Origin of the sequence: Xylanibacter ruminicola 23 (assembly GCF_000025925.1) — a bacterium.
Classification (GTDB): Bacteria; Bacteroidota; Bacteroidia; order Bacteroidales; family Bacteroidaceae; genus Prevotella; species Prevotella ruminicola.
Genome location: NC_014033.1, coordinates 2,755,597 through 2,779,126, shown reverse-complemented (window position 1 = coordinate 2,779,126; position 23,530 = coordinate 2,755,597). Strand labels below are relative to the sequence as shown.

General features: G+C 47.7%; 22 protein-coding genes and 1 tRNA gene. 2 read left to right on the top strand and 21 right to left on the bottom strand.

The features are described from left to right. Positions 1–83: 83 nt before the first annotated feature. From secDF to PRU_RS11870, 3 genes are all read right to left on the bottom strand, one after another. The gene (secDF, locus tag PRU_RS11880; protein WP_013064972.1) at positions 84–3,116 is read right to left on the bottom strand and encodes a protein translocase subunit SecDF; all 3,033 of its coding nucleotides are present in this window, start codon (positions 3,114–3,116) and stop codon (positions 84–86) included. 114 nt (positions 3,117–3,230) lie between these two features. Continuing rightward, positions 3,231–4,325, bottom strand: a complete 1,095-nt coding sequence (locus PRU_RS11875) for an endonuclease/exonuclease/phosphatase family protein (RefSeq protein WP_013063845.1) — start codon at positions 4,323–4,325, stop codon at positions 3,231–3,233. Beyond that, complete coding sequence (locus PRU_RS11870; RefSeq protein WP_041386845.1) at positions 4,322–5,266, bottom strand: rhomboid family intramembrane serine protease; 945 nt, start codon at positions 5,264–5,266, stop codon at positions 4,322–4,324. The genes PRU_RS11875 and PRU_RS11870 overlap by 4 nt, the downstream gene beginning before the upstream one ends. Before the next feature lie 248 nt (positions 5,267–5,514). On the opposite strand from PRU_RS11870, the gene PRU_RS11865 reads away from it, so the two are divergent. Beyond that, positions 5,515–5,787, top strand: a complete 273-nt coding sequence (locus PRU_RS11865) for an HU family DNA-binding protein (protein ID WP_013064050.1) — start codon at positions 5,515–5,517, stop codon at positions 5,785–5,787. Positions 5,788–5,859: 72 nt separating this feature from the next. On the opposite strand, the gene PRU_RS11860 is transcribed toward PRU_RS11865, so the two are convergent. The 13 genes from PRU_RS11860 to aroQ form a co-directional block, all read right to left on the bottom strand. Then, positions 5,860–6,663 carry a gluconate 5-dehydrogenase gene (locus PRU_RS11860; RefSeq protein WP_013065004.1) on the bottom strand — a complete coding sequence of 268 codons (804 nt, stop codon included), beginning with the start codon at positions 6,661–6,663 and terminating at the stop codon, positions 5,860–5,862. Positions 6,664–6,696: 33 nt separating this feature from the next. After that, a tRNA-Gln gene (locus tag PRU_RS11855) sits at positions 6,697–6,767 on the bottom strand. A gap of 61 nt (positions 6,768–6,828) precedes the next feature. After that, the gene (gene tyrS / locus PRU_RS11850) at positions 6,829–8,124 is read right to left on the bottom strand and encodes a tyrosine--tRNA ligase (protein WP_013064850.1); all 1,296 of its coding nucleotides are present in this window, start codon (positions 8,122–8,124) and stop codon (positions 6,829–6,831) included. A gap of 36 nt (positions 8,125–8,160) precedes the next feature. Further along, positions 8,161–8,391: a membrane protein insertion efficiency factor YidD gene (yidD, locus tag PRU_RS11845; protein ID WP_013065440.1), complete on the bottom strand. Its 231-nt coding sequence runs from the start codon at positions 8,389–8,391 to the stop codon at positions 8,161–8,163. Continuing rightward, the gene (rnpA, locus tag PRU_RS11840; protein ID WP_013063323.1) at positions 8,388–8,780 is read right to left on the bottom strand and encodes a ribonuclease P protein component; all 393 of its coding nucleotides are present in this window, start codon (positions 8,778–8,780) and stop codon (positions 8,388–8,390) included. Before rnpA ends, yidD begins: the two co-directional genes overlap by 4 nt. Positions 8,781–8,786: 6 nt before the next feature. After that, a complete protein-coding gene (locus PRU_RS11835) occupies positions 8,787–9,536 on the bottom strand; it encodes a uroporphyrinogen-III synthase (protein ID WP_013063921.1) in 750 nt (249 codons plus the stop codon). Positions 9,537–9,543: 7 nt separating this feature from the next. Next, entirely contained in the window at positions 9,544–10,560 is a 1,017-nt protein-coding gene (locus PRU_RS11830; RefSeq protein WP_013063643.1) for a DUF4271 domain-containing protein, read from the bottom strand. A gap of 6 nt (positions 10,561–10,566) precedes the next feature. Beyond that, positions 10,567–11,823, bottom strand: a complete 1,257-nt coding sequence (gene metK, locus PRU_RS11825) for a methionine adenosyltransferase (RefSeq protein WP_013064279.1) — start codon at positions 11,821–11,823, stop codon at positions 10,567–10,569. Positions 11,824–11,856: 33 nt separating this feature from the next. Further along, on the bottom strand, positions 11,857–14,670 hold the full coding sequence (locus tag PRU_RS11820; RefSeq protein WP_041386844.1) for a M16 family metallopeptidase: 2,814 nt from the start codon (positions 14,668–14,670) through the stop codon (positions 11,857–11,859). A 106-nt stretch (positions 14,671–14,776) separates the two neighbouring features. Continuing rightward, positions 14,777–16,006, bottom strand: coding sequence for an FtsX-like permease family protein (locus tag PRU_RS11815; RefSeq protein ID WP_013065415.1), 1,230 nt, complete (start codon positions 16,004–16,006; stop codon positions 14,777–14,779). 4 nt (positions 16,007–16,010) lie between these two features. Then, positions 16,011–16,346, bottom strand: a complete 336-nt coding sequence (gene rbfA / locus PRU_RS11810; protein WP_013064301.1) for a 30S ribosome-binding factor RbfA — start codon at positions 16,344–16,346, stop codon at positions 16,011–16,013. Between the two features lie 16 nt (positions 16,347–16,362). Beyond that, positions 16,363–16,995, bottom strand: a complete 633-nt coding sequence (locus PRU_RS11805; protein ID WP_013064928.1) for an O-methyltransferase — start codon at positions 16,993–16,995, stop codon at positions 16,363–16,365. Next, positions 16,992–17,408, bottom strand: coding sequence for a type II 3-dehydroquinate dehydratase (aroQ, locus tag PRU_RS11800; RefSeq protein WP_013065627.1), 417 nt, complete (start codon positions 17,406–17,408; stop codon positions 16,992–16,994). The genes PRU_RS11805 and aroQ overlap by 4 nt, the downstream gene beginning before the upstream one ends. 91 nt (positions 17,409–17,499) lie before the next feature. Between aroQ and xerD the strand changes: the two genes are divergently transcribed. Then, positions 17,500–18,411 (top strand): site-specific tyrosine recombinase XerD, encoded by a 912-nt coding sequence (gene xerD, locus PRU_RS11795; RefSeq protein ID WP_013063453.1) that lies wholly within the window; start codon positions 17,500–17,502, stop codon positions 18,409–18,411. Here xerD and murI read toward each other — a convergent pair. The 5 genes from murI to PRU_RS11770 are packed head-to-tail and all read right to left on the bottom strand — an operon-like array spanning position 18,398 to position 23,519. Further along, positions 18,398–19,231: a glutamate racemase gene (gene murI, locus PRU_RS11790; protein ID WP_013064700.1), complete on the bottom strand. Its 834-nt coding sequence runs from the start codon at positions 19,229–19,231 to the stop codon at positions 18,398–18,400. The two genes, xerD and murI, sit on opposite strands and share 14 nt — an antisense overlap. Beyond that, positions 19,218–19,733: an OmpH/Skp family outer membrane protein gene (locus PRU_RS11785; protein ID WP_013065295.1), complete on the bottom strand. Its 516-nt coding sequence runs from the start codon at positions 19,731–19,733 to the stop codon at positions 19,218–19,220. Before PRU_RS11785 ends, murI begins: the two co-directional genes overlap by 14 nt. Before the next feature lie 31 nt (positions 19,734–19,764). After that, entirely contained in the window at positions 19,765–20,268 is a 504-nt protein-coding gene (locus PRU_RS11780) for an OmpH/Skp family outer membrane protein (RefSeq protein ID WP_013065299.1), read from the bottom strand. Between the two features lie 48 nt (positions 20,269–20,316). Then, positions 20,317–20,832 carry an OmpH/Skp family outer membrane protein gene (locus PRU_RS11775; protein WP_013063167.1) on the bottom strand — a complete coding sequence of 172 codons (516 nt, stop codon included), beginning with the start codon at positions 20,830–20,832 and terminating at the stop codon, positions 20,317–20,319. A gap of 11 nt (positions 20,833–20,843) precedes the next feature. Continuing rightward, positions 20,844–23,519: a BamA/OMP85 family outer membrane protein gene (locus PRU_RS11770; protein ID WP_091861064.1), complete on the bottom strand. Its 2,676-nt coding sequence runs from the start codon at positions 23,517–23,519 to the stop codon at positions 20,844–20,846. Positions 23,520–23,530 lie beyond the last annotated feature (11 nt).

Sequence of the window (23,530 nt, the reverse complement as noted above, 5' to 3'; positions counted from 1 at the left end):
CCGCGTTCGATTCGCGGTCGGGGTACGAAAAAAGAGCTGCATTCCATCAGGAACGCAGCTCTTTTTTATATGCGATTGTATGATTACTTGTTCTCAGCAACCTCAACGTCGTCCTCCTTGATAGTACGGCCCATCCAAAGGAAGGCTGTAGGAGCGGCGATGAAGAGCGAACTCAGAGTACCGAATACAACACCCAGGATCATAGCCAGAGAGAACGAGCGGATGCTATCACCACCAAGGATGAAGATAGCCAACAGCACGATCAGTGTGGTTACAGAGGTGTTGATGGTACGAGCCAGTGTCTGGTTCAGTGAGTCGTTGAACAACTGCTGACGGTCGCGCTTGCCATACAGACCGAGGTTCTCACGGATACGGTCGAATACTACCACCTTATCGTTGATAGAGTAACCGATAACGGTCAGGATAGCACCGATGAATACCTGGTCGATCTCGAGCGACATTGGAACCCAACCCCAGCACAGTGAGTAAACACCAATTACGAGCAGAGCGTCGAGAGCCAGAGCCACAACAGCACCTACAGAGAAGGCGAGGTTGCGGAAACGCAGCAGGATGTAGAGGAAGATAGCAATCAGAGCGATACATACGCTGATGATAGCACCATGTGTGATATCCTTAGCAACTGAAGGACCTACCTTAGCAGAGCTGATGATTGAACCACCCTCGCGAACATCAGGATTCTTGAATGCCTCAACGTTCTCCTGACTTACGAGACCAGCCTTCTTCAGGGCAGCGAACAGGATGTTCTCAGCCTTGTCGTCAACCTCAGGATTGTTTGACTCGATATCCCAGTTTGTAGAGATACGAACAGTCTTACCGTCAGTACCCAGAGCGATAACAGAGGTGTTAGCCTCCTGGTTAGCCTTCTCGCCGATAGTGTTGATGAATGCACCTGCCATAGCCTTACGAACCTCCTCAACTGGAGTCTGCTTGTCGAGTGTTACAACGTAGTTACGACCACCAGTGAAGTCGATGCTCTGGCTCAAACCACGAACAAAGAACGAACCAATGCAAACTACTGCTACAGCAGCCCAGAGAGCATAGGTCTTCTTGTAAGCGCCCATGAAGTTGTACTTAGCGTTCTGCATCAGGTTCTTAGAGTAACCTGTTACGAAGGTGAGGTTAGTCCACTTATCCTTTGACAGCATAGCATCGTAAACTACACGAGTGAGGTAAACGGCTGTGAAGAATGAGATAACGATACCAATGATCCATGTGGTAGCGAAGCCCTTAACAGGACCTGTACCGAAGTAGAGCAGGATGATACCGGTAATCAATGAAGTGAAGTTAGAGTCGAAGATAGCGCTGAAAGCGTTAGAGTAACCCTTGTTCAGAGCCTCCTTTACACCAAGACCCTTCTTCAGCTCCTCCTTGATACGCTCGTAGATAAGCACGTTAGCATCTACAGCGGTACCCAGAGTCAGTACGATACCGGCGATACCAGGCATTGTAAGAGCGGCCTGGAACGAGGTAAGGATACCCAGTGTGAAGAACAGGTTGAACAGCAGAGCGATATCCGAGAGGAGACCTGGTACAAAGCCGTAAAGCATGATCATGTAGATCATCAGCAGTACGAAAGCTACTACGAATGAGATAATACCCTGCTGGATTGACTGAGCACCCAGTGAAGGACCTACAACCTCCTCCTGTACGATACGGGTAGGAGCAGGCATCTTACCTGAGTTCAGTGTGTTAGCCAAGTCCTTAGTAGCCTCGATGGTGAAGTTACCAGTAATCTGAGAGTTACCACCGTCAATCTGAGTAAGGATACGTGGAGCAGAGTAAACGGCATCGTCGAGCACGATAGCTACAGCCTTACCGATGTTCTGCTTGGTAATCTGGCTCCAACGACGAGCACCGTCAGAGTTCATCTGCATTGATACAGAGGGGTGACCCATCTGGTCGAAGTCGTCCTTGGCACCGGTGATAACATCACCCTCCAGTGGAGCACGACCTGAAGGCTCAGTAACCTTCAGAGCATAGAGCTCGAAGATGTCGCCCTTAGTATTCTGGCCTCCGAAGTCCTCAGGTGTAGCACCCCAACGGAGCTTCAGCTCAGCAGGGAAGATACGACCAGCGAGGTCAGAGTAGATCATCTTGTTAATCTCGGCAGTATCGCGAGCGTTAGCATAACCAACTACAGCGAGGGTGTTACCCTGTGTAGGCTGGAAGATAGAGAACAGAGGATTCTGTTTCTTAGCCATCTCAACAGCCTTGTTGTCCTTGCTGTCCTTCTTAGCCAGTTTAGCAGCCAGGTCGCCTGTAGCAGTCTTAGCGCTATCGGCAACAGCAGCAGTAGCGGCGCTGTCAACAGCAGTTGTGTCGGCTACGTCAACACCACCCTGAGCAGCCCAACGCTGGTTAAGCTGAGCCAGCAGAGGAGTAACCTCCTGTGAGTTGTAGGTCTCCCAGAACTCAAGGTTAGCTGAACCCTGGAGCAACTTACGTACACGCTCTGGCTCCTTGATACCAGGCATTTCTACCATGATACGACCGCTCTGGCCTTCGAGCTTCTGGATGTTTGGCTGAACAACGCCGAACTTATCGATACGGTTACGAACTACATTGAATGAGTTATCAACGGCACTCTGTACCTCGGTACGCAGCGCAGCCTCTACCTGTGAGTCGGTAGATGATGTGCTAACCTTGCCCTTCATCTGCTGGGTAGCAAAGATAGCAGCAAGTGGACGACCGTTGCCCTCCTGTTTCCAATACTTCACGAACAGAGAGATGAAGTCGTTCTGACTGGTCTCCTCTTCCTTCTTAGCCAGCTCCATGGCCTTCTTGTAGGCAGCGTCAGTCTTGTGGTCGGCCAATACGTCAACCACATCAGGTACTGATACCTCAAGAATAACGTTCATACCGCCTTTCAGGTCAAGACCCAGGCCAATCTCCATCTCACGGCACTGCTTCAGAGAATAGATACCCATGTACACCTTCTCGTTGTTGATTGAATCGAGGTACTCCGCACCTGCCTCTTCGCCCATAGCAGCAGCCTTACTTTCGTAGTGGCGTGTTACGAACGAGAAGGAAAGGTAGAAGCAGCACACGAGAATCAGAAGCACTGCGATAAATTTTACAATTCCTTTGTTTTGCATTTTGTTTTTAATTATTATTTATTTATATTATTTTCTGTTCGCGTATAAAATAGCGTGCAAATATAGGCATTTTTTTACACAAGGAAAAATTTATTGGCAAAAATTCACTCATTTTTATTGATTACTTTTCATTTTTAGGGTGCAGATGATAGGATTATGGTCACTTGCGTCCATTTTACTATCAATATGGCAGTTATAGGGTTCAAAGTGGTCGGATACTAAAATATGGTCGATACGTACAAAGAAACCTTTCTGATTATATGACAAACCGATGCCTTTTCCGGTCTCCTGGTAGCAGTCTGTCAACCCCTGTGCGATGGTACGGCGCGAGTACGAAATGGGGTTGTCGTTAAAGTCGCCACACACGATAATCGGGTAATGTCGGTGTGCCTCGATATAGTCGTGGACAGCTTCGGCTTCAGGTGCTCGTTTGGCGGCGTATTTGCCTAATTTCTCGATAAGGAACAGCGTTTCGGCCTTAGCGGTGTATTTCTTCATTTTACCGCTAATCATCTGTTTGTATTTATCACGGTCTTCGTTCGAAAGATGTGTACCTTCTAAGTGGTTGTTAATCACCAGTACGGTGTCGTTACCCACTTGGAGGAAGTAGGCTACAGAACCATTGCCTGACGACTCGTAGGGGATACGTTCCTTCCTGATAATCGGGTACTTAGTATGGATACCAACACCATTGATGCAGGCATCCTGAGGGTTAAAGATGGTGGTATCGTTATAAGGGTAGATTTTCTCGTACCATTGTTTCACATATCTGCGCCAGGTATCGACATCTTCCTGTAAGCAAACAATATCGGCATCCTGCTCTGTCAGGTATTCATGTACCTTCTCAAAGCCTTGCTCATATTTGTAGTTGCCGCCATACTGACATACGTTGTAGGATATCAGCTTGATGGTGCCTTCTGGGGGCGTTTGCGAGATGTGTAGCGGCATATAGAGCGTGATAGGGCCATATACTATCACATAGCCTACGACAGGGATCCAGGCCTTCTTCCATTTAAATGTCAACCAAAAGAACAGAAATAGCAGGTTGGCAATCAGGAAGCCAGGGAAAGCCATACCCATACACGAAAGCATGGGGTGCTCTACAGGATTGATACGGTCGGCATAGCCCGCCAGTATCATCAGCAGTACAGTAGCCACATTGGCGCCTGCGATAAGGTTTACCGTTATGGTCTTAAGTTGCTTGATCATGATTGGTTGCTTGCATCGAAGAGTTTTTTCTTCTCTTCTTTTGTCAGACTGTCGTAGCCACTCTTGCGGATTTTATCAAGAATGGCATCTATCTCTTCCTGGTTCTGGCGCTTACGGGCATTATACTCCATATCATCTTCTTTCGAACCGCCACCTCTGTTTACGTGCATGTTGGGATTGCTGTACCCGCTGCCCTGATGGTGTTGGCGCTGTTCAAAGTTGCGCTTCAGGTTGTCGAAGAACTGCATACCGCGACCACGGTCGAAGCCGGAGTTGGGATGACGGTTCCAATAACGAATCATCAGGAATCCGAACAGCATACCACCTAAGTGGGCTGTGTGTGCTACGCCATCGCCACTGGTTCCTAATGCCGAGAAGAACTCGATAGCTACATAACCCAATACAAACCATTTGGCTTTGATGGGGAATGGGAATGGGATGATAAAGAGACGCTCGTTGGGGAATGTCATACCGAACGCTAAGATCACGGCATAAACGGCACCAGAGGCGCCAATGGTGGTCCAGGCGTTGAGCTGACTGCTCAGTTGCTGACCGATGGCAAATATCTCGCCAAAAGTTACTGTCGGGTCTTGTGCGTTAATGGTCATATAGAACTGGCCCAATTGCGCGATTTCCTGCAGGAATCCGGCACCTATACCACAAGTAATGTAATAAAAAAGGAATTTCTTGGGGCCCCATACATTTTCTATCACACAACCAAACATCCATAAGCCGAACATATTACTGAGAATATGCATGAAGTTGGCATGCAGGAACAGGTAGGTGACAAACTGATACAGGTGGAAATCGTTGGCCATGAAGAAATGCAGGCCACCGATGTCGGCCAGATCGATACCACGCAGTTGTAGTACTACCGTGGCTAAGAATGCTATCAGGTTAATGATAAGCAGATTCTTTGTGATGGTTGGTATGCGGAACATCATATCGTTTACTATTTATCTATTATTACTTTTTATAATGAGCGCCTTTTGGCATCTATCGGGTGCAAAATTACTAAAATAATCTCTTTTTTAGGCCAAAATGCCCTCGATAACAACTATTTTTTATTAAAAAGTGAAATTTTTCTGTTTTTTTGTTGTTTCTTTAAATACTTTCCCTTATATTTGCCAAAGTTTTCGACTATACAACAGTTATTACTATTAAATATTTCATTAAATTTTTTAAGATTATGAACAAAACAGAATTGGTAGAGAAGATTGCAGCAAGTGCTGGCATCTCAAAGGTTGACGCTAAGAAAGCTCTCGACGCAACAGTAGTAGCTATTAAGGACGCTCTCGTTAAGGGCGACAAGGTTGCTCTCGTAGGTTTCGGTACATTCAGCGTAAACGAGCGTCCTGCTCGTGAGGGTATCAATCCTCTGACAAAGCAGAAGATTACAATTGCTGCTAAGAAGGTTGCTAAGTTCAAGGCTGGTGCTGAGCTTGCTGACGCTATCAAGTAAGTCGATTGTAAATAAAAATTTAATGGGGATCCTTTTCAGGGTCCCCATTATTGTTATATATGTATAATGTGCTTATTTAGGCTGCTTGCCGATATAAGCCAAGATACCACCATCTACATAAAGCACGTGACCATTTACGGCATCCGAGGCGTGTGAAGCCAGGAATACAGCAGGACCACCTAACTCTGAAGGATCGAGCCAGCGACCGGCAGGTGTCTTAGCGCAGATGAATGAATCGAATGGATGACGGCTTCCGTCTGGCTGACGCTCACGCAATGGGGCTGTCTGTGGGGTAGCGATATAGCCAGGGCCAATACCATTACACTGGATGTTATACTCACCATACTCCGAGCAGATGTTACGAGTAAGCATCTTCAAACCACCCTTAGCAGCAGCGTAGGCAGATACAGTCTCACGGCCCAGCTCACTCATCATAGAGCAGATGTTGATGATCTTACCCTCGCGACGCTCCATCATCTCAGGGATAACAGCTGAAGAGCAGATGAATGGACCAACGAGGTCGATATCGATAACCTGCTGGAACTCGGCGCGCTTCATCTCGTGCATAGGGATACGCTTAATGATACCGGCGTTGTTCACCAGGATGTCTATCTGTCCAACCTCAGCGTGAATCTTCTCAACGAGTGCCTTTACAGCGTTCTCGTCGGTCACGTCGCACACATAACCCTTAACGTTGTCGATACCAGCCTCCTTGTAGTTGTCGAGACCACGCTGCAGAGCAGCTTCGTTAATGTCGTTGAAGATGATGGTTTTGATGCCAGCAGCAACAAATGCCTTAGCAATGTTGAAACCAATACCGTAAGATGCACCAGTAATCCAGGCGTTCTTACCCTCTAATGAAAATAGATTTGCCATAATTTGTTTGTTTTAGAAAAATGTTCTTAGTAGTTGGACGACTCGGATTCGAACCGGGAATGACAGAACCAAAACCTGTAGTGTTACCATTACACCATCGTCCAAGAATATTTGGCTGCAAAGGTACGAAGTTTTTTTCTAAGTACCAAATTTTGCAGCCAAATATTATTTAACGATCAGCAAGTAGTAGTTCTTTTTGCCTTTCTGGGCCAAAAGATACTTGCCATCAATCAGATCCTCGGCTGTGATAGCGCGGTTCTGATCTGTAATCTTTTCTTTGTTCAGCGATACACCACCGCCCTGAACCATCTTACGCATTTCGCCCTTAGATGGGAATACAGGTGCAACGGTTGTCAGCAGCTCGATAGCGGGCTGACCAAGCTGATCCTTAGAAATCTCGAACTGGGGAACGCCGTCGAATACATCGAGCAGTGTCTGCTCGTCCAGCTTCTCAAGGCCTTCCTTGGTTGATTTGCCAAACAGGATGTTTGATGCCTCGATTGCAGTGTCGAGAGCCTCCTTTGAGTGTACCAGTACGGTAACCTCCTCAGCCAGACGCTTCTGCAGAACACGACGACCAGGATCCTGCTTGTGCTCCTCAATCAGGGCGTCGATAACGTCCTTCTCAAGTGATGTGAAAATCTTGATGTAACGCTCGGCATCGTCGTCGCTTACATTCAGCCAGAACTGGTAGAACTTATATGGTGTGGTACGAACAGGATCGAGCCAGATGTTTCCACTCTCGGTCTTACCAAATTTCTTACCATCGCTTTTGGTAATCAGTGGACAGGTGAGAGCGAAGGTCTCAACCTCATTGCCTAGAGTACGACGGATAAGCTCAGTGCCGGTAGTCATGTTACCCCACTGGTCGTTACCACCCAACTGCAATTTTACGCCGTAGTGCTGGTAGAGATACAGGAAGTCGTAACCCTGCAGCAGCTGATAGGTGAACTCTGTGAACGACAGACCGTCGCGGGCAGTACCGTTCAAACGCTGCTGTACGCTCTCCTTAGCCATCATATAGTTAACGGTGATGTGCTTACCAACCTCGCGTGCAAAATCAAGGAAGGTAAAGTCCTTCATCCAATCGTAGTTGTTAACCATCAGTGCAGCATTTGGTTCTTTCGACTCGAAGTCGAGGAACTTGGCAACCTGCTTCTTGATGCACTCCTGATTGTGATATAGTGTTTCGTTGTTAAGCAGATTACGCTCCTGGCTCTTACCCGATGGGTCGCCAATCATACCTGTGGCACCACCTACCAGAATAACAGGACGGTGACCGCAATGCTGAAGGTGGCGGAGCATCATGATACCGCAAAGGTGTCCGATATGCAGCGAATCGGCTGTAGGATCGGTACCCAGATAGGCTGTAACCATCTCTTTCTGGAGCAGTTCTTCTGTACCTGGCATCATCTGTGCCAGCATACCACGCCATTTCAGTTCTTCTACAAAGTTCTTCATCTTTATCTAAAATATTATTTCTTTATTCTTTCTTTACTAAGGAACGGGGTCGTAACCTGAACCGCCCCATGGGTTGCATCTTAATATGCGCCAGATGGCCAATCCTAAGCCCTTGATGGGGCCGTGCTTCATGATGGCCTGCTTGGCATACTCGCTACATGTGGGAGTGAATCGGCACGAAGGTCCTAAAAGCGGAGAGATGGCCATTTGGTAAAAGCGGATAGGTAATACCAACAGCCACGAAATGAGATGTATCAGTCTCTTCATGCTTTGTCTTTAGCAATCTGCTTCATGAGGCTTATCATCTTCTTCTCAACATCAAGTGTTGGGAAGTGTTTGTCGGTCAGCCAAATGATGGCTATCAAGAGCATCTCGTCTTCGTTTACCTTACCTTCGAGCAGTGATTTGTTCTTGCGGTAGGCCTCACGTACCTGGCGTTTCACCCTGTTTCTGTCAACTGCGTGCTTAAAGCGTTTCTTAGGCACGCTGATGAGCAGTTGCACAGGGGCACACCCCTCATGGTGTTCTGTTTTAAGAAAAACAGCCCTTAGAGGATAAGCAGTCAGCGAATGACTATTGCCTTTCTCAAAGAGCGTTTCTATCAGCAGGTTGCTGACGATGCGCTCCTCTTTACTGAAGGTAGGCGCTGTCGTCATCAATTCTTAGTCTTGTATTTCAAACAGGTAGTGCTGCAGAGCACCTGTCATTGATGGATACTTCTCGTTAGGAGCCTCGATATCCAAGCGCAGACCGGCTTCCTTGGCAGCCTTTGCTGTTGCTGGACCGAAAGTGGCGATAGCAATCTTGTCCTGCTTGAAGTTGGGGAAGTTCTTGGTCAGCGACTCGATTCCGGCAGGGCTGAAGAAAATCAGCATGTCGTAGTCGAAGTTCTTAACCTCTTCCTCAGTGAAATCGTTGCTCACAGTCTTGTACATGACGCACTCGGTGTGCTGCAGCTTCTTAGAGTCGAGCAGGTTGGCCAGACTGTCGGTATGTACATCGCTCAGTGGAACAAGATACTTCTCGGTCTTATGCTTAACCATGGTAGGAATCAGATCGTCGATACGACCAGTCTCACCAAAGAAGATCTTGCGTTTTCTGTACTGCACATATTTCTGGATGTACAAAGCAATAGTCTCGGTAACACAGAAATACTTCATGTCCTCAGGAATGTTGATTCTGAGCTCCTTGGCCATGTTGAAGAAATGGTCAATGGCATGACGCGAGGTAAATACGATGGCAGTGTGATCCAGGATGTTTACCTTTTGTGCACGGAAATCTTTAGAGCTGATTGCTTCGACCTTGATGAAAGGACGGAAAACCAGTTCAACACCAAACTTGTTCGCAATATCGAAATATGGCGACTTCTCACTTGTTGGCTTAGGTTGTGAAACCAAAATCTTTTTGAGCATATGTGTCCTAAATATTTATTTTCAAATTCTCAGTTATTACCAGCAATCCGCTCCAGAGCGAAATTAAAGGTATCATTTCGAGGGCACAAAAGTACAAAATATTTTGCAGAAAACCTCCTTTTTGATTAAAAAAGATAACATAAGACTTATAAAATGTGAGAATTTTAGCAAAAATAACGATAGTTGCGGTATAATAGATGGCATTTTGGAGTGAAAACTGGAAATATGCCAATAGTAATACCAATGGGAATAATGCTACCCCTTCGAGTGATGTTATGAGTAGTAATGACCCTTGGAATTGTAAATTTTCTTTCTTTGAAAAGAATACACTGTTCACTATCGAATACAATATCATTCTGCCTAACATATAAATCAGTATGCTCAATCCGTATATGAATAGCAGCGTGTATTCGGATGAGAATACAAAGGTGTTAGCCACAAAATGGTTGGTGTAGAAATAGTATAGCAGTGCATAAAGCAGACAGGTGATAAACAGGAATAGGAACTGAAATTTGATTTCGCTGCCTGTCTCGTCGAGCATTTGGACCGACTTGGATGGCGAGAAGAAATGCTTGGTCTGCTTGATGATAAATCCTGATATGCGCGATAAGGTGAATGTTATCAGCAGGAAACAGAAAATCAGAATGCCAGTAACAAAGCTGTCGTTCTGAATGGTGTAGGGGATAGGGGCGCCCGAAACGCCAATACGCTCTACATTCAGTTCCGGATGATACATCGTGTTGTTCGAGAAAAAGTTCTCGCGGTAATAGTTCGGCAAACTCACTTCCTTCAGGTCGCGAGGTATCTCTTGTCCTGGTAGGTGCAGTGTATCAGGTCTGCTGCTGTAATGAATCTCCTTGGGTTCAAACCACTCTTGTATAGCCGAGTCCTGTTGGGCAGGCGTAGCATCTTTAGGCAACAACCGCAGCACCTCGTAGGGTGTCTGCGGTTTCGCCGTATGAACTGCCACCGTATCTCCGGGGGCGGATGTTATAGTAGTTAGGATGCTATCGTTTTGCAGCATATCTGATTACAGTCCGAACTCTTTGCGGATATCGTCTACACGGTCCAGCTTCTCCCATGTAAACAGTTCTACATTCATCGTTTTTGTTTCGTGATAATGACTGGTGAAAGTCTTCTGTACTACCTCGCACTTACGTCCCATATGTCCGTAGGCTGCTGTCTCGCTGTACATAGGCTGACGGAGCTTCAGGGTACGCTCGATGGCCTTTGGACGCAGGTCGAAGAGCTTCTCAATCTTCTTGGCAATCTCGCCATCGCTCATCTGCACGTTGCTGCGACCGTAGGTGTTTACATAGATGTTCATAGGTTTAGCCACACCGATGGCGTAGCTTATCTGTACCAGCATCTCATCAGCAACACCTGCTGCAACCATGTTCTTGGCAATGTGGCGGGCTGCGTATGCGGCACTGCGGTCAACCTTCGATGAGTCTTTACCCGAGAAGGCACCACCTCCGTGTGCACCCTTACCACCATAGGTGTCGACAATGATCTTACGACCAGTCAGACCTGTATCACCGTGAGGACCACCAATCACGAACTTACCTGTTGGGTTAACGTAGTACTTGATGTCGAGTCCGAACAGGTCGAGTACCTTCTGTGAGTGAATCTGCTTCTTTACACGTGGAATCAGGATGTTGATGACGTCGTCCTTGATCTTGGCCAGCATCTTCTCGTCCTCGTCGAACTCGTCGTGCTGGGTTGATACCACGATGGTGTCGATACGCTCAGGGATACCCTCGTCTGAATATTGTACAGTTACCTGACTCTTAGAGTCGGGGCGTAGGTAAGTCATCTCCTTACCCTCCTTACGGATATCTGCCAGGGTACGCATAATGAGGTGTGCCAGATCGAGGCTTACGGGCATGTAGCTCTCAGTCTCATTGGTGGCGTAACCGAACATCATGCCCTGGTCGCCAGCGCCCTGTTCGTCTTCGTTGCCGTTGTCAACACCGCGGTTGATGTCGGCACTCTGCTCGTGGATGGCACTCAGGATTCCGCATGAATCGCCGTCGAATTGATACTCTGCTTTGGTATAGCCAATGCGCTTAATTGTTTTGCGGGCCATAGTCTGCAGGTCGATGTACACATCACTGCGAACCTCACCCATGATTACAACCTGACCTGTAGTGACAAACGACTCGATGGCACAGCGTGCCTTCGGGTCGTAAGCCAGGAATTGGTCAAGTATTGCATCAGAAATCTGATCGGCCACCTTATCGGGATGGCCTTCAGATACTGATTCTGACGAAAATAGATAACTCATTCTCTCTTAATTCTAAATACTTAATTCTAAATTTTACTCTGCGGGCAGCATGATCACCTCGGCACGGTTACCCGACTTCAGAACCTCTTTTACAAGGGCACTGATGCTTTCAGGTGTCTGTGCGTTCACCAGCTTCTCATAATTGCTGTGGAAGTCGATGCCATACTTGCGCCAGCCATTAATGATGCTCAGCCAGTAGCTGTTCTGCTTTACCTGGTCGCCATGACTCTTCAGCATGTACTCCTTTACCTTCTGCAGTTTTTCTGCATCACAGGTCTTGGCCATAGCTGTCACCTCATCGCGCAGAATCATGATGGCAGTATCTGCCTTCTCTGGCTTCATGGGGCAAACGGCAAGGATCTGAGCGATAGTCTCAAAGTCGTTGCGCTCAACGCCGGCCATTGCCTGTACGGTATAGGCGGCACTGGCATCTTCACGAATCTTTTTCAGATATTCCATGCTGAGAATCTGTCCAGCCATGTCAATTTTGATATCGTTCTCTGCTGTCATAGGAATATCTTCTGAGTACCACTGCATAACGGCAAAGGCCTTTGGTGTTTCAGCCTTCTGCTTGAAGTTGTTGATGGCAACACCCTTGAAGAGGGTTGATACCTTTGGACTCTTTACCACTTTTTTCTTGGCAGGAAGTGATGCCAGATAGGTTTCGATAAGTGGACGGATAGTGCTCTCGTCGTAGTTACCAATGATGGTGAAGGTAAAGGCAGCAGCGTTGGCTGTCTGTTCCTTGGCCATCTCGAGGATACGATCGTAGTTAACCTTAGTCAAATCGGCTGTTGTCAGCACCTTGTTGCGTGGGTTGTTGCAGGTCAGGGTGGCAGTCAGTGAATCCTGAAGTACAGCCTCGGGCTGCAGCAGACGGTTCTTCAGACTAACCTCTGTGGTCTGCATCAGGTTGTCGTACGACTTCTGGTCCTTTGCAATGTTGGTGAAATAAAGGTAAACCAACTGCAACATGGTCTCAATATCCTTTGGTGTAGAGCTACCGCTTACATTCTGGCGGTTAGTTCCGAGTGAGATAGATGCACTGGCAATCTTACCGGCAAGAGCTTTCTCGAGCTCAGTGTGTGAGAAGTTGCCCAGACCGCTGGCTTCAATCACATCGTCGAACATCTTGATGTTGGCAAAGTCTTTCTCGCCATAGAGGGCTGAACCTCCAAATCCTTCACCACGCAGCAGTACCTGATCCTTCTTGAAGTCGGTCTGCTTCAGAATAACCTTTGCACCGTTAGAGAGAGTCAGCTCGGTGTAGCCGAACTGGTCGTTCTTGGTCTCTTTCTTGATGCTACCCTTCTTAGGCATGGTGGTCATCAGTGGCTCGTCCTTTACATTGTCAACGTAGGCCTCGATCTGGGCCGAACGTGCATCGGCAATAGCCTTCTTCATGCTCTCCTCTGTAGGATATGCTGAACCCTCCTTCTCTGTGTTCATACTGAATACCACCAGGTTACTGTCGTTGGTCAGGATCAACTCCTTCATCAGGGCGTTGATGGCCTCCAGAGGCAGCACTGGAATAATCTGCTTCATGGTGGTATAGGTGTAGTCAATGCTTGGCATTGGAGTATTGTTCAGGAAGTTCTGAACACACTGATTTACAAACTGCGAATTGTAACGCTTGTCTTTGTTTGAGTACTGTTTCTCAAGCTGACTGGTGTAGTTCTGCTTGAAACGGTTGTACTCTGTAGCTGTAAAGCCGAACTCTGCAGCACGGCGTGCTTCGGTGAGGGCAGCAGTAACAGCTGCTTCAATCTGGCCGTCCTTAGGACTTAAGTCTATTTCAAAGGCATCCTTTGTGCTTGAGAGTATGTATCTGCCGTCAGCAGCTCTTGCGCTCAGGAATGGGCTCTCGGGCTTCTCGGCATACTCCTTCAAACGGTCGTTAAGCATCAAAATACATGCATCTTTCAGATAGTCGGTCAGCATGTAGGTAAGAGTACCCTTCAGTGTGTCGGGGAAAACCTCATGCTTCATCATAATCATCACCTCGTTGGTGCGCTGCTCTTTATCCTTGTCGATAACGTAAATAGCCTCGGCATTGTCGGGCACCGACTCTTTGGTAACGAGTGTGCGGTTCTCTGGCAGTACGATAGATGAGAACAGATCCTTGATCTTCTTCTCAATCTGATCTACATCTACATCACCTACTACAATGATACCCTGATTGTCGGGACGGTACCACTTCTCGTAGTATGACTGCAGGAATGGACGCTCAAAGTTGTCGATAATCTCCATCAGACCGATAGGCATACGATGGCCGTACTTTGAACCTGGATAAAGCTTGGGCAGGTCACGCTCAAGCATACGCATCATAGGACTGGTGCGCAGGCGCCACTCCTCGTGAATCACACCACGCTCCTTTTCAATCTCCTCCTGCTCCAGCAGCAGTCCGTCGGCCCAGTCGTAAAGAATCAGCAGACAAGAGTCTACGATACCTTCACGTGTGGTAGGAACGTTACTGATGTTATATACGGTTTCATCGATTGATGTGTAGGCGTTCAGGTCACCACCAAAGTTGATACCTACGCTCTCGCACCAACGAATCAGCTCGTTGCCTTTAAAGTGTTTTGATCCGTTGAAGGCCATGTGCTCAAGGAAGTGAGCCAGACCACGCTGATCGTCATTCTCCTGGATAGAACCTACCTTCTGAGCAATGTAGAACTCAGCACGGTTCTCAGGCCAGTTGTTGTGACGGATGTAATAGGTTAATCCATTGTCAAGTTTACCGATGCGTACATCGGGATCTACGGGAATTGATGGCATCTGCATCTGTGCCATCATCGCTACTGTGCCGATCAGTGTCAGCAAAATGGTCGATAGAATTTTCTTCATGTCATTTAAGTTTGGTTGTTGCATAATTGTTATCGGGTGCAAAGTTACACCTTTTTTACTTATTTGTTGCAAATTCTACGTTAAACCTACGTTAAAACTAAATTACCTACACTAATAGTCGCTTAGCAAAGTAGCGAACGGGATACCATACAGAGAGGAAACCTACAATCAATACCGTGCAGAATACCAGGATAATATCCTCGGGATGCACGCTTACGGGGTAGGCGTTAATTACAAATGTGCCGCTCGATGAGCCTAAGGCCACAATGCCGTATTGCTGCTGCAGCCAGCACAGGGTCAGACCAATGACGATACCTAAGATGGCACCGATGGCTGAGATCATACGACCCTCGAACAGGAAGATGCGAACAATCTGCTTGTCGCTCGCACCAAGGTTACGCAGGGTAACTACATCGTCTTTCTTATCGATAATCAGCATCGACAGCGAGCCGATGATGTTAAAGCAGGCCACCATCAGAATGAAGGTCAGGAAGATATAGGCAATCAATTTTTCAATCTTCATAATCTTGAAAGTGTCGTCCTGCTGCTCAAAACGGTCTTTTACAACGAACTTGGTGCCACACAGTTGCTTAATCTGATCTTTCGTCTTGTCGAAGTTGCTGCCTGGCTTCAGGCGTAGCTCGAGCGACGAGAGCATGCCCTGCTGTCCGAAGATACGACGGGCGAATGCGATGCTGGTCAGGATGTAGTTCTTGTCATAGCGCGACTGCTTTACGTTGAACAGAACACCGGGTGAGTAGAGCTCATCTTCCTCGAATGCCTCGTCGGGGTTGGTCATGTCTAACTGGCCTTCGCGGCGTGGGGCATAAATATGGATAGGCTCTTCGTAGGTGTAGCCTGTGCCTAACGTCTCGGCCAGTCGGATACCTAAGGTTCCATAGTCCATATCGGCAGCATGCAAGCTGAAATCGCCATCGCCCACCAGAATCTCGTTGATGTGGGTAAGCTGGGCAAAGTTGTCGTCAACACCTTTGATTACCACCATCGCCTGTCTGCCACGATAGATGGCCAGTGCCATGTCCTCTACGCTCTCGGTAGCTACCTCAATCTCGGGCAATTGTCTGATTTCTGTCAGAATCGGGTCGTCGGCAGCTACGGTCTTTCCTTCGGCAGGCACCACTTTCAGCTGCGGGTCGAAACTTGTAAAGAATGTTGCTACCAGATCGTGGAACCCGTTAAACACTGATAGTGTGACCACCAGCGCCATCGTAGCTACGGCCACACCAATCACAGAAATACCACTAATGACGTTGATGGCATGAGTGGATTTCTTTGAGAACAGGTACCTGCGGGCAATAAAGAAAGGAAAGTTCACCTTTTTACTTTTTCAAAAGTTCGTCGATGTGCTCAATATAGTCGAGCGAGTCGTCGATAAAGAATCGCAGCTCTGGAATGATACGCATCTGGTTTCTTACGCGAGTGCCTAACTCGTAGCGTATCTGTTTGGTATTGGCATTGATGTTGGTCAATATCTCTTCGCCCTTCTCGCTGGGGAATACGCTCAGATAAGCGGTGCAGATACTCAGATCGGGTGAAATCTTGGTACGTGTAACCGATATCATCACGCCGTGAGTAGCACGCGTCTGCTGTTGGAATATCAGCGAGAGCTCCTTCTGCAGCAATCTCGCAATCTTGTTTTGTCTTGTCTCTTGCATCTCTAAAATCTTAATTCTAAATATCTTTTTTTCTTATCAGTGACAACCCGTCTCTCAGTGGCAGTATCACCTGCTCTACGCGAGCGTCGCGGGCTATATAGTCGTTAAATGTCTCAATGCCTTGGGTTTGTCGGTCCTTATCGTAGGCATGGTCTATCACATGTCCGTCCCAAAGTGTGTTGTCGGCCAGTATAAAACCGCCGGGCTTCAGTATGCTCATCACCATCTCGTAACAGTCGCGATAGGTGCGCTTGTCACCATCCATGAAAGCCATATCAAAGGCTATGCCTAACTTGGGGGCCTCTTGTAACGCATCGCCAATGATGAACTCTATCTTATCACCCACACTCGAACCTTCTATCCACGGACGGGTAAAGTCCTCCATCTCGTCGTTAATCTCGAAGGTATATAGGCGTCCGCCTTCGTCCAATCCCTCTGCCATCGATATAGCGCTGTAGCCGCTAAAGGTGCCTATCTCTAAGATGTTCTGGGGGCGAATCATCTTCACCAGCATCTTGAGCAGTCGGCCTTGCAAGTGTCCACTCGCCATACGTCCGTGAATGGTGTGTATGTGGGTGGCGCGCCATAGTCGGTACAGGTAGTCGGGCTCTGGCTCCGTATGCTGCAGGATATACTCGTCGAGCGTCATCCCTTCAGAGCTTCTATGGCCAAACGGTACGAGTCGAGACCGAAGCCGAGAATTACACCTTTGCAGGCGCATGAAATCATCGACTTATGACGGAACTCCTCGCGCTGGTGCACATTCGAGATGTGAACCTCGATCACAGGTGCCTTGAGCGAACGGATACAGTCCTGCAGAGCTATAGAGGTGTGGGTGTAGGCGCCAGCATTCAGAACAATGCCGTCGTAGCTAAAGCCAACCTCTTGCATCTTGTTAATCAGCTCGCCCTCTACGTTGCTCTGATAGTACTCGATGTCGATGTCGGCAAAGCGCTTACGCAACTCAGGCAGGTATGCGTCGAACGACGACGAACCATAGATGCCTGGCTCTCTCTGGCCCAACAAGTTCAGGTTCGGACCATTGATAATCAGAATCTTCATTTTTGTAACTTTGTATTAATACGGCTGCAAAGTTACAAATATTTTTCTATATATTAGAAAAAAATACTAACTTTGCACCAAATTTGTGCAAATGATTGACCAAAAGGGCATTGTAAAGGCTTATGTACGCTATCTGAAGCTGCAACGTAATATGTCGGGTAATACGCTCGATGCCTATCAGCGCGACTTGCGTAAATTGCTTGACTATCTCGAACATGAGCAGCTTGCTATAAGCGATGTGACGTTAGCCGATTTGGAACATTTCTCGGCCAGTTTGCATGATATCGGTATTCATCCTCGTTCGCAATGTCGCATTCTGAGTGGTATCCGTAGCTTCTTTAAGTTTGTACAGTTGGATGGCTATCGTGATGACGATCCTACCGAATTGTTGGAGTCGCCACAGATTGGCGACCATCTGCCCGAGGTGCTCACCACACAGGAGGTTGACCGCCTCGAAGAAAGCATCGACCTTTCCAAATGGGAAGGGCATCGCAATCGTGCAATCATTGAGGTGCTCTTTTCGTGTGGCTTACGTGTCAGCGAGTTGGTTAACCTCAAACTTTCCGATCTTTATCTCGACGAAGAGTATGTGCGTGTGCTGGGTAAAGGCTCCAAGGAACGTTTGGTGCCTATCTCGCCCAAGGCCATTCAGGAACTGCGTTTTTGGTTTAATGTTCGTAACTTGATGAAGATTAAGCCTGGCGAGGAAGACTATGTGTTCCTGAATCGTCGCGGTGCCCATCTTACTCGCACCATGATTCTCATTATGATCAAAGCCCAGGCCAAAGAAGCCCGTATTCAAAAAACGATATCTCCCCATACCTTGCGTCACTCCTTTGCCACTGCCTTGCTCGAAGGCGGCGCCGACCTTCGCTTTATCCAAGCCCTTTTAGGTCACGAAGATATCGGTACGACAGAAATCTATACCCACATAGATACTTCAACCCTAAGACAAGAAATCTTAGAGCATCATCCACGAAATAAGAAAACTAACCTAAAGTGATGTTATCTACCTCTACGGGTTCGTGGAGGAAGATTTGTGCTTGTTCCTTGAACTTGTTGGGGTTCTCGGTGGTGAGGTAGTGTACACCTGCACCTTTAGAGCATTTGGCTTCGATATTTGGATGGCGCTCCAAATATTGTTTCAAACTCTCGGCTACGTATTCGCCTTGGGGGACGACGCGTACTCCTGCGGGCAGATACTTCAGAATCTTAGGCATCAATAAGGGATAATGGGTGCAGCCTAAGATGATGGTATCGATGTCGGGATCCTTACGCATGATTTCGTCGATGCGTTTCTTTACGAAGTAATCGGCACCTGGCGAGTCGGCCTCGTTGTATTCTACCAGTGGCACCCAGAAGGGACAGGCCACGCCTGATACCTTGATGTCAGGAAAAAGCTTGTGAATTTCAAGGTCGTAGCTCTCACTCTTGATGGTTCCTTCGGTGGCTAGTACGCCTACATGCTTGGAAGTGGTAAGATCGCCAATCACCTCGGCTGTAGGACGGATGATACCCAACACGCGACGTTCGGGATCAATCTTTGGAAGATCGTTCTGCTGGATGGTGCGTAGTGCCTTGGCCGAGGCTGTGTTACAACCTAAGATAACCAGGTGGCAACCCATCTCAAACAGTTTTACTACGGCTTGGCGCGTAAACTCATAAACCACGTCGAACGAACGTGGTCCATAAGGCGCACGGGCATTGTCGCCCAAATAAAGATAATCGTATTCGGGAAGCAGTTGACGGATGCCATGCAGGATGGTGAGTCCGCCGTAACCGCTATCAAAAATACCAATTGGTCCTGGATTACTTGAGAGCATCCTTAACTATTTCGTTGATATCTTCGCCCAGAGCGGGATTGATGAATGGGCAGACATCGCTGTCGGTATTGACAATGAGTGCCAGACCACGTTGCTGGGCAATGGCGCTAAGCGTCTCGTTAAGACGAGTCTTGAGGGCATTCATTGCCTCTTTCTCAGCGGCTTCAAGCTCCTTTGTGCTCTTGTTCTTAAACAAGATGTTCTGCTGCATCAGCTCCTGAAGCTCAGACTGACGCTTCTGCAGAATGCTTTTAGGGAAGTCGCGCTGACCATCAAGAAATTCCTCGTACTTCCTGTTGAATTCGTCTTCTACACGCTTGGCCTCTGCCTGATACTTGGCTTTGAGGTCGGCCATCTGCTGCTGAACCAGCGCGTAGTCGGTCATCGACTGGATGGCAGCCTGATAGCTCAGGTAGCCAAACTTGATGGATGATGTGGCGTCGCCCTGTGCAAATGCGTTGAGCGATACGAATGCCACAAGAAGTACGAGGAATCGTTTCATGATGTTATAATTTGGTAGTTATACTTTCGAATTACTTCAAACCTAACTTTGTCTTAACCTGAGCAGTTACATCGGTAGAGAGGGTAGTGCTGATGTAAGGCAGCGAGTTGTTCTCCATGATGTAAACATACTGACCAGCCTGACCTACGGCCTTGATAGCATCAAGAATCTTGGTCTGGATAGCCTGCATCTTCTCAGCCGAAGCCTTCTGCAAAGCCTGCTGGTTGTCCTGGTAGCTCTGCTGAATCTTCTGATACATATCCTGCAGTTCCTGCTGACGGCGCTGCTTGATGTTCTCGGGCAGTGAAGCCTGCTCCTTCTCGAAAGCCTCACCCTTCTTCTGCAGTTCGTCCTGCATGCTCTTCAGGTCAGCCTCATACTGGTCCTGCAGTGCCTTAATCTCGTTCTGAGCCTTAGTAAACTCAGGCATGGCCTGCATAATCTCCTGGGTGTTCACATGGCCGAACTTACCCTGTGCATTGGCGGTAGTGAAACCGCAGATAGCGCAAAGTGCGCAGATAATCAATTTTTTCATATTACTTATTGTTTTTTAATTATTATTTTTTCAATTATCAATTCTCAATTAGTTAGCGTATCCCAACTTACGAAGCACCTCTGACGAGATGTCAATCTTGGGCGAACTGAAGATGATACCGGCATCGCTGGCACGATCGAGTACCAACTGATAGCCTCGCAGTTCTGCTATATCTTTAATCACGTTGTAAACCTCTTCCTGTATGGGGTTCATCAAGGCGGTACGCTTCTTAAACAGCTCGCCCTCTGGACCGAAGTAGTGCTTCTTCAGCTCGGCAGCCTGCTTCTCCTTGTCAACGATAGCATCCTGCTTGGCTTTCTTCTGTTCCTTCGAGAGGAACACCACCTCGTTCTGGTAGTTCTTATAAAGTGTCTGGGCTTCGGCATTCAGAGCGTCAACCTCAGCCTGCCACTGCTTTGATACCTGACCTAACTGCTCGTTGGCACGCTCGTAGGCTGGGATATTCTTCAGGATGTACTCCATGTCGATCACTGCCACCTTCTGGGCGTTGATACTTGTGAAACCACAGATTGCGCAGATTGCGCAGATAATCAATTTCTTCATAACTGTATAATTTAGAATTCCTGACCGAGAATGAAGTGGAAGTTGCTTCCGCCCTTCTTCTGTGCACCATACTGGCTGGTGTAAACATTGTCGAAACCGTATGCCCAGTCGATACCCATCAAACCAACCATAGGCAGGAAGATACGAACACCGAGACCTGCCGAACGCTTCATCTTGAATGGGTTGAAGTCCTTGGCGTTGGCCCAAGCGTTACCACCCTCCAGGAAGCCCAGTCCGTAGATAGTAGTGTTACCCAGCATGAATGGGTAGCGCAGCTCGAGTGTGAATCGGTCGTAAGCGTAAGAGTTGTAAGATGAGATGGTACCACCCTTCATCATGGTCTCGTAGGCCGAAGAGTAAGAGAGTGATCCATTCTCGTATCCGCGCAGTCCAATGGTCTCTTCCGAGTAGCCGTATGAGTATCCGCTCATACCGTCACCACCCACGTAGAAGGTCTCGAATGGTGAGCGCTTATTGCTGTTGTAGCTGCCTAACAGTCCCATCTCTACACGGGTCATCAGCACAAAGCACTTCTGACCGCCTGTGAGGGCTGTAAAGGTGCGACTCTTAAACTTCCACTTGTGGTACTCAATCCAGCGATAAACGTCCTGCAACTCGTCCTCGTAGGTAGCCGAGTTAGAGTTCTTGGCCAGATTAGCATAGTCCTTATTGTCGAAGAGCGACCAAGGTGGTGTAACGGTTACAGATGCCATGAACTCTGAACCACGACGTGGGAACAGCTGGTTGTCGGTAGATGTACGACTCAATGTCAAACCAAGGTTGATATTGTTACAGTTACCGTTGTGGATGTAGAAGTAGCTCCAGTCGCGCAGCATGTAGCGTGAGAAACCGAGCTGTGCCGACAGTTGGAAGTAGTCGTCGGGCCAGCGCAGACGCTTACCCCATCCTAACGATGCACCGAATACGGTCATGGTCTTATCATCGTCGAGCATCGACTCATAGTTGTAATAGTAATTATTGTATGAACCGTAGCCACCGCTGTACATGTAGTAGTTGTTGTAGAATGAATTGTTACGGTAGTAACTTGAGATGTCGCTCTGCTTAGAGTAGAACACACCCACATTCAAACTGTTAGGACGCTTGCCACCAAACCAGTTGGTACCGTAGTTGGCACTCAGTGAACTATAGTAGCTACCATTGGTCTGGAAGCTGAAACCCAGCTGCTCACCATCGCCATAAGGCAGAATACCGCGGTGCAGTTTGTTCTTACCAAACAGGTTACGGATAGAGAAGTTGTTGAACTTGATACCAATCTTACCGATGATACCGGTCTGTCCCCAACCTAATGAGAACTCCAGCTGGTCGTTACTCTTCTGCTCCAGGCGCCAGTTCACGTCAACCGAACCATCCTCAACGTTTGGCTTGATATCTGGAACAACCTTTTCAGGATCAAAGAATCCCATTGATGCGATATCACGTACCGAACGTGTCAGTGCCTCCTTGTTGAACAGGTCGCCTGGCTTGGTGCGCAACTCACGACGTACCACCTCTTCGTACAAACGGTCGTTACCATAGATACGGACATGGTTCAGGTGAGCCTGAGGACCTTCGGTTACACGCATCTCGATATCGATAGAGTCTCCGTCGATGTTTACCTCAACAGGGTCGATATTCGAGAAAACATAACCGTTGTTATAGTAATAGTTACCAGCGGCATCCTCGTCTTCACGCAGGCGCTTGTCGATGTGCTTCTGGTTATATACATCACCCTTCTTCATGCCTAATACGGCATTCAGGTAGTCGGTTGTAACCACAGTGTTACCTACCCATGTGATATCGCGTACAAAGTATTTCTCACCTTCGTCGATCTTTACTAAGATGTTTACGTGCTTGTCGTCGCAAGGATAAACCGAATCCTCGACGATGGTTGCATCGCGGAAACCTAACTCGTTATATTTGTCGATCAGAGCCTGCTTTGCCTCCTTATAGCGCTCGTCGGTAAACTTCTTGGCCTTGAAGAAGTTGGTAAACTTACCTGCTTCGTGAATCTTTCCGAAAGCACCCTTGCCAAACAGCGAGCCTTTAATCTTGCCAGTCTTCAGCTTGTCGTTACCCTGGAACACCAGCTGGCGTACCTTCATTTTGTCTTTCTTGTCGATGTTTACGTCAAGTGTTACCTGTCCAGAGGCGTCCTCATGCTGTATGATGTCGATCTCGGCATTCTTGTAACCCTTGTCGTCGAAGTATTTCTTAGCCAAGATCTTGGCACGGTCGATGATGTTACGAGTCAAACTCATACCCTTAACCATACCCAGCTTAGCCTCCATATCCTCGCGCTCGGCCTTTTTGATACCGTTGTAGTTGATGGTCTTGATACGTGGACGCATACCTAAGTGAATGCACAGATAAATTTTGTTGCCAACAATCGAGTCGGCAGTAATCTGAACCTTCGAGAACAGTCCGTTACGCCAGTAGCGCTTTACGGCTTCGGTAATCTGCGAACCGGGCACCTCAATCTCCTGACCTACTGTCAGTCCCGAGAGACCAGCTAATACATAATCCTCGTATCCCTCAACACCCTCAACTGCGATACCACCGATTTCGCAGGTACGAGGTGTACCGGCGTACGAGATATCAGGGTTTACAATCTTATCCTGAGCAGAAGCAGTGAAAGGTAAAAAGGTTAAAAGGCAAACAGGTAAGATACCTTTCACCAGTCCTTTCACCTTATTTATAA